General features: G+C 66.2%; 9 protein-coding genes. 2 read left to right on the top strand and 7 right to left on the bottom strand.

From position 1 onward, the window contains the following. The first annotated feature begins 71 nt into the window (after positions 1–71). Positions 72–542 (top strand): DUF1178 family protein, encoded by a 471-nt coding sequence (locus KVP10_RS16425; RefSeq protein ID WP_217965704.1) that lies wholly within the window; start codon positions 72–74, stop codon positions 540–542. A gap of 67 nt (positions 543–609) precedes the next feature. On the opposite strand, the gene efp is transcribed toward KVP10_RS16425, so the two are convergent. The 7 genes from efp to KVP10_RS16390 form a co-directional block, all read right to left on the bottom strand. Continuing rightward, the gene (gene efp, locus KVP10_RS16420; RefSeq protein ID WP_217965703.1) at positions 610–1,167 is read right to left on the bottom strand and encodes an elongation factor P; all 558 of its coding nucleotides are present in this window, start codon (positions 1,165–1,167) and stop codon (positions 610–612) included. 119 nt (positions 1,168–1,286) lie between these two features. After that, positions 1,287–2,390 carry an elongation factor P maturation arginine rhamnosyltransferase EarP gene (earP, locus tag KVP10_RS16415; RefSeq protein WP_217965854.1) on the bottom strand — a complete coding sequence of 368 codons (1,104 nt, stop codon included), beginning with the start codon at positions 2,388–2,390 and terminating at the stop codon, positions 1,287–1,289. Positions 2,391–2,451: 61 nt separating this feature from the next. Beyond that, a complete protein-coding gene (locus KVP10_RS16410) occupies positions 2,452–3,657 on the bottom strand; it encodes a DUF2863 family protein (protein WP_217965702.1) in 1,206 nt (401 codons plus the stop codon). 692 nt (positions 3,658–4,349) lie between these two features. Further along, a complete protein-coding gene (gene acnA, locus KVP10_RS16405) occupies positions 4,350–7,055 on the bottom strand; it encodes an aconitate hydratase AcnA (RefSeq protein WP_217965701.1) in 2,706 nt (901 codons plus the stop codon). A gap of 347 nt (positions 7,056–7,402) precedes the next feature. Continuing rightward, positions 7,403–9,988, bottom strand: coding sequence for a bifunctional aconitate hydratase 2/2-methylisocitrate dehydratase (gene acnB / locus KVP10_RS16400; RefSeq protein WP_217965853.1), 2,586 nt, complete (start codon positions 9,986–9,988; stop codon positions 7,403–7,405). 412 nt (positions 9,989–10,400) lie between these two features. After that, complete coding sequence (locus KVP10_RS16395; protein ID WP_217965700.1) at positions 10,401–10,697, bottom strand: GNAT family N-acetyltransferase; 297 nt, start codon at positions 10,695–10,697, stop codon at positions 10,401–10,403. 119 nt (positions 10,698–10,816) lie between these two features. After that, complete coding sequence (locus KVP10_RS16390; RefSeq protein ID WP_217965699.1) at positions 10,817–11,209, bottom strand: hypothetical protein; 393 nt, start codon at positions 11,207–11,209, stop codon at positions 10,817–10,819. Positions 11,210–11,505: 296 nt separating this feature from the next. On the opposite strand from KVP10_RS16390, the gene KVP10_RS16385 reads away from it, so the two are divergent. Beyond that, entirely contained in the window at positions 11,506–11,853 is a 348-nt protein-coding gene (locus tag KVP10_RS16385; RefSeq protein ID WP_217965698.1) for a hypothetical protein, read from the top strand. The last annotated feature ends 11 nt before the right edge of the window (positions 11,854–11,864 follow it).

Here is an 11,864-nt window from a genome sequence, read left to right as displayed (position 1 = left end):
TATAGTAGAAGTAATTTCCGTTCTGGCGGCAGCGGTATTGCAATCCGGCGCTGCGCCCCCATAGTGCTTCCATGAGCCTGAAAGTCTTTGATCTCCAGTGCGATTCCGGCCACGTCTTCGAGGGCTGGTTCGGTTCGCTCGAAAATTATGAATCGCAGCGCGAGGGCGGCCTCTTGAGCTGCCCCGTCTGCGGCAGCCACAAGGTCGACAAGAAGCTGTCGGCGCCGCGCGTCAACACGGGCGCACGGCCCGAGGGCGAGGCCCGCGCGCCCGCGCAGGGCGCGATGCCGGTGGCGGCGCCGGGCGGCGCCCAGATGGCCCGCCTGCAAGCCGAAATCATGCGCCAGGTGCGCCAGATGGTGCGCAATACGGAAAATGTCGGGGAACGCTTCGCCGACGAGGCGCGGCGCATGCATGCGGGGGAAACCGAAGAGCGGGCGATCCGCGGCACGGCTACGCCGCAAGAGCGCGAATCGCTGGCGCAGGAAGGCATCGCGGTGATGCCCATTCCCGACTTCCTCGACGACGACAGGCTGCAGTAAGCACGTCGCCGGCGCGCCGGGGCCCTTGGCCGCGGCGTCCATGCCGGGCCTGCGGCCCGGCTGGCGATTACATCACGCGGCTGCGGTATTCGCCGGTACGCGTGTCGATCTCGATCTTGTCGCCGATTGCGCAGAACAGGGGCACGTTCAGGTCCATGCCGGTGTTGATCTTGGCGGGCTTGAGCACCTTGCCCGAGGTATCGCCGCGCACGGCCGGCTCGGTGTAGGTGATTTCGCGCACCACGATCGTGGGCAGTTCCACAGAGATGGCGCGGCCGTCGTAGAACACCACTTCCACAGGCATGCCTTCTTCGAGGTAGTTGAGCGCGTCGCCCATGCTGTCGGCCTCGACTTCGTGCTGGTTGTATTCTTCGTCCATGAAGACGTACATCGGGTCGGCGAAGTACGAGTAGGTGCATTCCTTGCGATCGAGCACCACGACCTCGAATTTTTCGTCGGCCTTGTAGACGGATTCGCTGCCCGAGCCGGTTAGCAGGTTCTTGAACTTGAGCTTGACCACCGCCGCGTTGCGGCCGGATTTGTTGTATTCGGCCTTCTGTACGACCAGCGGGTCGCTGCCCACCATTACCACGTTGCCAACGCGCAATTCTTGTGCGGTTTTCATGTTTGGAAAATGCTCCGGATTGATGTGCCGCGCCCGATACGCAGCGCGCGCATAGCCTGTGCCGGCGTATCGGGCAAGGCCTGCGCGCCAAGCGCGGTTTCTTTGAAAAACTCGGTATTTTAACCTGTTTGCAGGATTTCCACGCAGAAGGCGGCCAGCGAGCCCGCCAGCTCGGGCAGGGCCAGCATGCCGCGGGCCCAGCTCGCCGCATGCTGCTGCCATTGCCGCCATGCGTCGGGCGCGAGGGCCTGCTCCAGTTCCTGCTCGAAATCTTCCGTGCCGGTATTCCAGGCCCGCAACAGGCCCCGGCGGGCGTCCGGGACGGGCCCGTGCTCCAGCCAGGCGTCGAGCTTGGCCAGATGGGCGTTTTCTTCTTGCCGATAAAGTTGCCAGACCAGGGGCCGGCCGGCCCAGATGGCCCGCACCAGGGAGTCTTCGCCGCGCACGCAGTTCAGGTCGCTGCCCCACAGCAGCGGATCGAATGCGGTCTGGGCAAGGAAAGGAATCTCATGGACATGTACATGAGCGGCGGCGTGGCGCGCCAGCCCTGGGCGCACGCCCGCGGGCACCAGCACCACGCTGGGCCGCGGATCCCGCGCCAGTGCGCGCAGCAGGGCTTCGGCCGGGGCCTCGGGATAGCAGAACAGGAAGACCTGGCGCCAGCCGTCGAGCAGCCCTTGCACGGCGAGACTTGGCAGCCCCAGGCTGCGCAGCAGGCCGGCGCGCAGTTCCGGCTGGGCCAGCCAGCGGTTGCGTTCCTCCAGCAGGCCGGGCTCGCGCAGCAGGCCGCCGGTGCGGGAGGTGAAGCCGGGAAAGAAGAAGGCCTTGCGCAGGCCGTTGGCCTGCAGGGAAGGCAGTGCGTGGCACTGTTCCACCCAGGGCTCGGCGCTGAGGTATTCGAGGTTGATCCACAGGCTGCGGTGTTGCCGCATGCGCGCCACGAACGACGCGGGGGTGTCGCAGGCGAAGGCCTCGATCACGACGTCGTGGGGCTCGGTATCGGGCAGGGGTTCGGCCCAGTGCCTGACTTCGACGCCTGCAAGCGATTGGGCGGCCAGGCCGGGATCCAGGCGCGGCTCGATGCGGGCGAAGCTGCGCAATTCGTCGACCCAGAGGCGCAGCGGGCCGGCGCCGGGCGTGTCGGCCAGTTGCCGGGCCAGGCGCCAGCAGACGCCGATGTCGCCGTAGTTGTCGACGACGCGGCAGAATATGTCGTAGCTGATGGGCATGGTGAGAACGGGCCGCGGGCGGGTCATCCCGCTGCGTCGCGCCCGCCGGCTCGCGTCAATGGAAATGGGCGGGGCCCAGGTCGGCCTCTTCGGGGACCTCGGGGTGCATCATTTCGCCCAGGGCGTTGGGGAAGTAGGGGGCGCCGCAGTCTTCGCAGAATTCCGCCGGGTACAGGCCCGGCAGGCGGCGTATGTCGGCCACGCCGAGCTCTTTGAGTTCGGCGGCGATTTCGTCGGGTATGTCGATGCGCCCGCCGTCCTCGGATTCGGCGGCGGCTTCGTCCTTGCTGAGTATGGGCCAGATGCAGCCGTAGACGACTTCGCTGCTTTGGCGGGTGCCGAAGCCGATCCGGTATTCCTCGACCTGGGTTTCGCCGCAGCCGGCGATGACGGCGCGCAGGTCGGCGGCTTCGATGCCGGCCGCGGACGAAAGCCAGGCCACGGCGGCCTTGAGGGCCAGGGGCCGGATGCGGCGGTCGGCTTCGCGATTGCTGATGTAGAAGGCGTCGGGCTGCACGTAGTCGAACTGGCAGCCGGTGAACAGGGGCCCCAGGGCCGCGCTGCTGTCGGCGGCCCAGCGTTCCAGGCATTGCCCGCGCGAGACGGGTTCGGCCTGGGACTGCCAGCGGAACAGGGCTGCTCCTTTGGGCACGACGATGGCGCCGACGATGAAGCGCGCGTCGGCCAGCATGCCTTCGGAGTCCGGCGGGGCCTTGAGCAGCGAGGTTTCGCGGCCTTGGCCCAGCGCGGCGAGCCCGAGGCGGCGCGTCCAGTTCCAGGTGTCCTGGAAGGATTGGGGCATTTGGTCGAAGCTGACGAGTTCGGGCAGGATGGCCAGGCGCGCGCCTTCGGCGACGATGTGTTGTTGCAGTTGGGCCTGCAGGGTTTGTTTCAGGTCGGCGGCCAGGCGGCCGTCGGGCAGGCGGTAGCGGGTCCAGGCGACGATGGGGGCGGAGAACAATAGTGCGTCGTATTCGACGCCGTCGGCCTCGATGCGGGTGGATTCCGAGGATGTCTCGGCTTGTTCGACGAGGATTTCGTAGGCGGGCAGGTCGTGCGCGGCGAGGTGGTCGAGCGCGGATTCGACGCTGCGGTTGCGTTTGCTTTGCAGCAGTTTGCTGACGTGGCCGGCGAGCAGGTTTTCCCAGTATGCGTCTTCGAGGCGGCTGCCCGATAGCGCAAGCGCCTGCGCCAGCGTGACGAGCTGCTGGGCTTCGCGGGTCGGCTTGGCGGTGGGGGCGAGGTCGGACGTACGGGGCATGGAGGTGGATGTGGGCTCTGGGGAATGTTCTAGTTTAACCCTATGGCCGGGAGGGGGGGATATGCGCTCTATCCCCATGCCTCGGGGCCTTGTTCTTGATGTAGCTGTGGCTTGGGATTTGATTCGTCGTCGGGTTGGGTTCTTTAGACGCGGCCTGGAATGGGGTACCCTCCCTCCGGCTCGATGACCCGCTCGCCTCCGGGAGATACCCCATTCCCTCCGCTCGTTTCGTGGACGGATGGCGGGTGGTTATGGGTTTTGATGCGTCGGCGGGCTGCGTGCTTTAGACGCGGCCTGGAATGGGGTACCTCCCTCCGGCTCGATGACCCGCTCGCCTCCGGGAGATACCTCATTCCCTCCGCTCGTTTTGTGGACGGATGGCGGGTGGTTATGGGTTTTGATGCGTCGGCGGGTTGCGTGCTTTAGACGCGGCCTAGAACGGGGTACCTCCCTCCGGTGCGATACCCCACGCACCTCCGGGAGGTACCCCGTTCTCTCCGCTCGTTTTGCAGGCGGATGGGCTTTGCGTTTGTCGTTGCCGGACGGGTTTCTGGTCTGTGGCCCCGAACGGGCCCGTGCTGTAGGCGGGTAGAGGGCGTGGGTGGGGCTTGGTGCGTTGAGGGGTGCGAATACCCCTGGCCCCAGCCGTTTGATGCCACCGCCCGGCAGGGCGGTGGCGTGCCGGGCGCGGTTCAGGCGGCCAGCAGGTCGCGCAGGACGTAGGGCAGGATGCCGCCGTTCTGGTAGTAGTCGACTTCCGTCGCGGTGTCGATGCGCAGCAGCATGGTGACGTCCTGCTTGGAACCGTCCTTGCGGTGGATGGTGAGCGTGACGTCCTGCTGCGGCGTGATGCCGTTTTCGATGCCGGAGATATCGAAGGTTTCTTCGCCGGTGATGCCCAGCGAGACGGCGCTGTCCTGGCCCTTGAACTGCAGGGGCAGGACGCCCATGCCCACCAGGTTGCTGCGGTGGATGCGCTCGAAGCTGCGGGCGATGACCGCCTGCACGCCCAGGAGCTGGGTGCCCTTGGCCGCCCAGTCGCGCGAGGAGCCGGTGCCGTATTCTTCGCCGCCGAAGACTACGGTGGGCACGCCGTCGGCCACGTATTTCATGGCGGCGTCGTAGATGGACATGCGGGAGCCGTCGGGCTGGTGCAGGGTTTCGCCGCCTTCGAAGCGGCTGCCGTCGGGGTTGGCGGGGATCATCAGGTTCTTGATGCGCACGTTGGCGAAGGTGCCGCGCATCATGACTTCGTGGTTGCCGCGGCGCGAGCCGTAGCTGTTGAAGTCTTGCTTGGCCACGCCGTGCTGCTTGAGCCAGACGCCGGCCGGCGAGTTTTCCTTGATGGAGCCTGCCGGCGAGATGTGGTCGGTGGTGACGGAGTCGCCGAAGATGGCCAGCACCCGGGCGCCGCGCACCTGGGGCATGGGGGCGGGCCGCATGCCGAAGTCGGTGAAGAAAGGGGGTTCGGCGATGTAGGTGGATTCGGGCCAGTCGTAGACTTCGCCCTGTACGCCGGCCACTTGCTGCCAGAGTTTGCCCGGCTTGCTCTTGATCTGGCTGTAGTTGGCGCGGAAGGCGTCCGGATCCATGGCCTGGCTGAGCAGGGCCTGCACTTCGGCGTTGCTGGGCCAGATGTCGCCCAGCCAGACATTGCCTTTCTTGCCCTTGCCGACGGGTTCGGTCATGAGGTCGCGCAGCATGGTGCCGGACAGGGCGTAGGCCACGACCAGGGGCGGAGAGGCCAGGAAGTTGGCCTTGACGTTGGGGTGGATGCGCGCTTCGAAGTTGCGGTTGCCCGAGAGGACGGCGGCGCAGACCAGGTCGTGGTCGTTGATGGCCTGGTTCATGTCGGGCGTGAGGTCGCCGGCATTGCCGATGCATGTGGTACAGCCGTATGCGGCGACGGCGAAGCCGAGTTTTTCGAGGTAGGGCAGCAGGCCGGTCTTGGTGAGGTATTCGGTGACGACGCGCGAGCCGGGGGCGAGCGAGGTCTTGATGCGCTTGGGCACCTTGAGGCCGGCCTCGACGGCTTTCTTGGCCAGCAGCCCGGCGGCCAGCATGACGCTGGGGTTGGAGGTGTTGGTGCAGGAGGTGATGGCGGCGATGACTATGTCGCCGTTGTGGATTTCGGTGCCGGCGCTGGTGGTGTAGGTCTTGCCGAGATTGGCGGCCGGCTGGTTGAAGCCGTTTTCGGCGGTTTTGCGCGAATACAGGTCGGCGAAGGTGTCCTTGACTTTGCCGAGCTCGATGCGGTCCTGGGGACGCTTGGGGCCGGCCAGCGAGGGCGTGACGGTGGACAGGTCGAGGGTCAGCAGCTTGCTGTAGGAGATGTCGGAGGCGCGCGGGATGCCGTACATTTCCTGGGCCTTGAAGTAGGCCTTGAGGGCCTCGATTTCTTCGTTGCTGCGGCCGGTGCCCTTGAAGTATTCGATGGTGCGGTCGTCGACCGGGAAGAAGCCCATGGTGGCGCCGTATTCGGGCGCCATATTGCCTATGGTGGCGCGGTCGGTGACCGACAGGCTGGAGGTGCCGGGGCCGCAGAATTCGACGAAGCTGCCGACGACTTTTTCCCGGCGCAGCATTTCGGTGATGGTGAGCACGAGGTCGGTGGCGGTGACGCCGCCCCGCAGTTCGCCCTTGAGTTCGACGCCGACGACATCGGGGGTCAGGATGTAGACGGGCTGGCCCAGCATGCCGGCTTCGGCTTCGATGCCGCCCACGCCCCAGCCGACCACGCCGATGCCGTTGATCATGGTGGTGTGGCTGTCGGTGCCCACCAGGGTGTCGGGGTAGTAGATGTTGTTCTTGGCGTCATGGTGCACGCCGCGCGCCAGGTATTCCAGGTTGACCTGGTGCACGATGCCCACGCCCGGGGGCACCACGCCGAAGGTGTTGAAGGCCTGCATGCCCCACTTGAGGAACTGGTAGCGTTCGCGGTTGCGGTGGAATTCGGCCTGCATGTTCATGCCCAGCGCCTTGGGCGTGCCGAAGTAGTCGATCATGACGGAGTGGTCGACCACCAGGTCGACCGGCACCAGCGGCTCGATGCGCTTGGGGTCTTTGCCCATGCGCTCGGCCACCGAGCGCATGGCGGCCACGTCGGCCAGCAGCGGCACCCCGGTGAAGTCCTGCAGCACCACGCGCGCCACGACGAAGGGAATTTCGGTCGTGCGCCTGGCGTTGGCTTTCCAGCCGGCCAGTTCGCGCACGTGTTGTTCGGTGACCTTGCTGCCGTCGCAGTTGCGCAGCACCGATTCAAGGACGATGCGGATCGACACCGGCAGGCGCTTCATGTCGATTCCCAGGCTGCGGCCCAGCGCCGGCAGGGAATAGAACTGGGCCGTCTTGCGCCCCACCTTGAATTTTTGCAGGCTGTTGAACGTGTTGTTCGGCATGGCAGGAGCTCCGTAGAGGCAGGCGATCGGAAAGGGGCCGGCCGGGCGCGGGGCGCCTGAACCGGGGGGACGCGCCGCCATTGCCTGGCGGCATGTCTGCAGGCGTCGCGCCGCCGGCATCGCGCGCCCGCATCCAGAGCCGCCGGCGCGTGTGTCTCCAACGTATCGCGACCACTACATTTTAGGCTTGTTTCCCGCAGTTTTGCAGGGGCCTGCGGCGATAAATTTCCGCGGCCGCCCTTGCACAAAAGAAGAGGGGCGCCTGCCTGCCGGCGGGCGCCCCTCGGGCATGGACACAGTCTTGGCCTGGGCCGGCGGGCCGCCCGCACGGGGCGGCTCGCCGGGACTCAGACGCCGACCGCGTCGGCGACTTCGCGGAAGTCTTCGATCTGGTCGAAGTTCATGTAGCGATAGATCTTGTCGCCGTTCTGGTTGATGACGCCGATGTCGGCCATGTATTCCTCGCGGGTCGGGATGCGGCCCAGGCGCGAGCAGATGGCGGCCAGTTCGGCAGAGGCCAGGTACACGTTGGAGTTCTTGCCCAGGCGGTTGGGGAAGTTGCGCGTGCTGGTCGAGACGACGGTTGCGCCTTCGCGCACCTGCGCCTGGTTGCCCATGCACAGCGAGCAGCCCGGCATTTCCATGCGCGCGCCGGCTCCGCCCAGCACGCCGTAATGGCCTTCCTCGGTGAGCTGTTTCTGGTCCATCTTGGTGGGCGGCGCCACCCAGAGCTTGACGGGAATGTCGCGCTTGCCTTCGAGCAGCTTGGAAGCCGCGCGGAAGTGGCCGATATTGGTCATGCAGCTGCCGATGAACACTTCGTCGATGTGCGTGCCGGCCACGTCCGACAGCGTCTTGACGTCGTCGGGGTCGTTGGGGCAGGCCAGGATGGGTTCGTGGATGTCGGCCAGGTCGATCTCGATGACGGCGGCGTATTCGGCGTCGGCGTCGGGTTCGAGCAGTTGCGGGTTGGCCAGCCACGCTTCCATGGCCTTGATGCGGCGGCCCAGGGTGCGTTCGTCTTCATAGCCGTTGGCGATCATCCACTTCAGCAGCGTGACGTTGCTGGTGATGTATTCGATGATCGGCTCTTTGTTCAGGCGCACGGTGCAGCCTGCCGCCGAGCGTTCGGCCGAGGCGTCGGTGAGTTCGAAGGCTTGTTCGGCCTTGAGGTTGGGCAGGCCTTCGATTTCCAGGATGCGGCCCGAGAAGATGTTCTTCTTGCCCTTTTTCTCGACGGTGAGCAGGCCCTGCTTGATGGCATACAGGGGAATGGCGTTGACCAGGTCGCGCAGGGTGACGCCGGGCTGCATGGTGCCCTTGAAGCGCACCAGCACCGATTCGGGCATGTCCAGGGGCATGACGCCGGTGGCCGCCGCGAAGGCGACCAGGCCCGAACCCGCCGGGAAGCTGATGCCTATGGGGAAGCGCGTGTGCGAGTCGCCGCCGGTGCCCACGGTGTCGGGCAGCAGCATGCGGTTGAGCCACGAGTGGATGATGCCGTCGCCGGGGCGCAGGGACACGCCGCCGCGATTGCTCATGAAGGCCGGCAGTTCGTGGTGCGTCTTGATGTCCACGGGCTTGGGATAGGCCGCGGTATGGCAGAACGACTGCATCACCAGGTCGGCCGAGAAGCCCAGGCAGGCCAGGTCCTTGAGTTCGTCGCGGGTCATGGGGCCGGTGGTGTCCTGGCTGCCGACCGAGGTCATGCGCGGTTCGCAGTAGGTGCCCGCGCGTATGCCCTGGCCTTCAGGCAGGCCGCAGGCGCGGCCCACGATCTTCTGCGCCAGGGTGTAGCCCTTGCCGGTGTCGGCGGGGTTCACGGGCAGGCGGAACAGGGTAGAAGGTGCCAGGCCCAGCGCCTCGCGCGCCTTGGCGGTCAGGCCGCGGCCGATGATCAGCGGGATGCGGCCGCCGGCGCGCACTTCGTCGAACAGCACGTCGGACTTGACGCTGAATTCGGAGATGACCTTGCCGTCCTTCAGGGCCTTGCCTTCATAGGGGCGCAGTTCGATGACGTCGCCCATTTCCATGCCCGAGACGTCCAGCTCGATCGGCAGAGCGCCGTCGTCTTCCATGGTGTTGTAGAAAATGGGGGCGATCTTGCCGCCCAGGCACACGCCGCCGAAGCGCTTGTTGGGGACGAAGGGGATGTCCTTGCCGGTGTGCCAGAGCACCGAGTTGGTGGCCGACTTGCGCGAGGAGCCCGTGCCCACCACGTCGCCCACGTAGGCGACGAGATGGCCTTTTTCTTTCAGGCTTTCGATGAATTTGATGGGGCCGACCTTGCCCGGTTCCTGCGGCTCGATGCCGGGACGGGGGTTCTTCAGCATGGCCAGGGCGTGCAGCGGAATGTCGGGGCGGCTCCAGGCGTCCGGTGCGGGGGACAGATCGTCGGTATTGGTCTCGCCGCTCACCTTGAAGACGGTGATCATCAGGCTTTCGGGCACTTCGGGGCGGCTGGTGAACCATTCCGCGTCGGCCCAGCTTTGCAGCACGGCCTTGGCGTTGGCGTTGCCCTTTTCGGCCTTTTCCTGCACGTCGTGGAAGGCGTCGAACATCAGCAGCGTCTTCTTCAGGCCTGCGGCGGCCACGGGCCCCAGGGTGGGGTCGTCCAACAGTTCGATCAGGGGGCTGATGTTATAGCCGCCCAGCATGGTGCCCAGCAGTTCGGTGGCCTTGCGCGGATCGATCAGAGGACAGGCGCGCTTGCCCAGGGCCACGGCGGCCAGGTACGAGGCCTTCACCTTGGCGGCGTCATCGACGCCGGCGGGGACGCGGTGCGTGAGCAGTTCCAGCAGGAACTCTGCCTCGCCGGCAGGCGGGTTTTCGATCAGGTCGATGAGGTCCGCCGTCTGTTGCGCGGACAGAGGCAGGGGAGGGATGCCCAGCGCCGCGCGTTCGGCGGCGTGTTGGCGATAGGATTCCAGCATGATGGTGCCCTGTGAAGAAGGGTTGGAAAAAACCGCGGAGGTGCTGAACAAGCGGCCCTGGGTCCGGCGCGCATGCCGGCTTGGCGGCGCGCACGGGCCTGAATCTCGATATTTCCTGGATTTGCAGCCTGGCCGGGCATGGCGGGCGAACGTCCGCCTACCGGACGCGGGAGGCGGGATCGGCCAAGAGCGGCCCGGCCGTGGCCGGCCTGTTCAGAACTTTCCCGAACAGGGGAATTGTAAGAGCAAAGAAGGGGATCAGGCAAATGTCTTATATCTTATATAAGACATGAGATGCAGGCGCGCCACACTGGGGCGCAACAACGCCGGCGCAGGGGTTGGACACAGGGACGTCCGCGGCGGCGGCTCCGAGAAATGGGCGCCGCGCCGGGCCGCGCTTGCGGGGCCGGGATCAACGGCCGGCGGCGGGCCCGACCAGGTCTCGATAGTCGGGGTGGCGCGCGATCCATGCGGCCGCGTAGCTGCACAGGGGCAGGACTTTCAGGCCGCGCGAGCGCGCGTCGTCCAGGGCGGCGCGGGTAAGCTCGCCGGCCACGCCACGCCCGCCGACTGCCGCGGGCACGCCGGTGTGCAGGATCGCCATGGTGGCGCCGGCATCGCGCAGTTCGTAGTCGAGCACGCAAAGCACGCCGTCCTCGGTGTATTCGTAGCGATGGCGGGCGGCGTTGTGCGTGATGCTTCGGCTCATGGGATTTCTCGGGAGTGCGCGGGGTTGGAGTGCGTGGCGGGTGCCGCGGCCGCGAGCCCCGCCGGCGCAGGCGGGCGCGCCGGCGAGGCGCCGTGCCCCGGGGCCTGGCTGCATCCGGGCTACATCTTCATCAGCAGCATGGCCCACAGCACGATTATCGTCACCAGCCCCACATAGCAGCCGCCCCACAGCCCGACCACGGGCCATTTGAGGCGGGTCGGGATCTTTTGGGGGTCGACATGCGCCAGCAGCCGGTTGGCCTGGCCCACCAGCCAGAACTGGCTGTGCGGAAAGCAGATGCGGAAGAAGTAGTCCATGATCATGGACAGGCGGATGGAGAACGAGTAGCGCTCGAACGGCTGCTCTTTGAGGTAGGGGTGCTGGAATGCCTCGTTGGTCTTGCGCAGCGTGAACAGCAGCAGCGTCAGCGCCGAAACGCATGCGGACACGAAACAAGCGACGAACAACCAGAAGACTATGGGGAGTATGTAGAAATAGAGGGCGTTGGACATGGTGCGGACTACGGCGGCGTGCCCGCCGCAAACGAGTTGTGGCCAGGCGCGAGGCATTGTAAAAGCATGTGTATGGCCCTTGTACGGCCTATAGGAGACACTATACTGTTTTTTCAAGGATCTTTTCTGAGATCCGCTGTAATGGCGGTGCGGAGCGCCGCGCCGCCGCTTCCGGATGCGCCGGCATCGGCTGGGTCCGTTCCGGCTGGGCGCAGCCCGCCGGCCTCGATCCGGTCGGGCCATTTCCGGCCGGATCTTCCCCGGCCGGGCCATTCTCTCGAACGGAGGTACATACCATGCGCAAGAACTCTCCCACCCGGTTCGTCGTCGCGGCAGCGTCGCTGGCCCTGTCGGGCGTCGCCCTCGCCGCCGCTCCCGCTGGCTCGGTAGAGAAGGGCAGTTATGCCAACCAGGTGCTGGCTCGCGACGCCCTGATAGGCGTGACCGCCAAGGTCCGTTCCGAAGGCTGCAGCAATCCCGAGCGCTATCAACCCTACGTCATGCAAAAGCCCTCCGGGTCGGCGGGTTCTCGTACCTGGAGCGAGCAGTGGGTAGTGCAGGGTTGCGGCAAGGACTACCCCGTCACCCTGGATTTCCGCGAGGAAGGCGCCAAGGGCGCAAGCTGGCACATCGTCAGCAACTAGGGCAAGCGGAA

The sequence above is a fragment of the Candidimonas humi genome, from assembly GCF_019166065.1.
Taxonomy (GTDB): domain Bacteria; phylum Pseudomonadota; class Gammaproteobacteria; order Burkholderiales; family Burkholderiaceae_B; genus Candidimonas; species Candidimonas humi.
The sequence above is the reverse complement of the archived record's forward strand: the minus strand, read 5'-3'. Positions and strand labels throughout refer to the sequence as shown.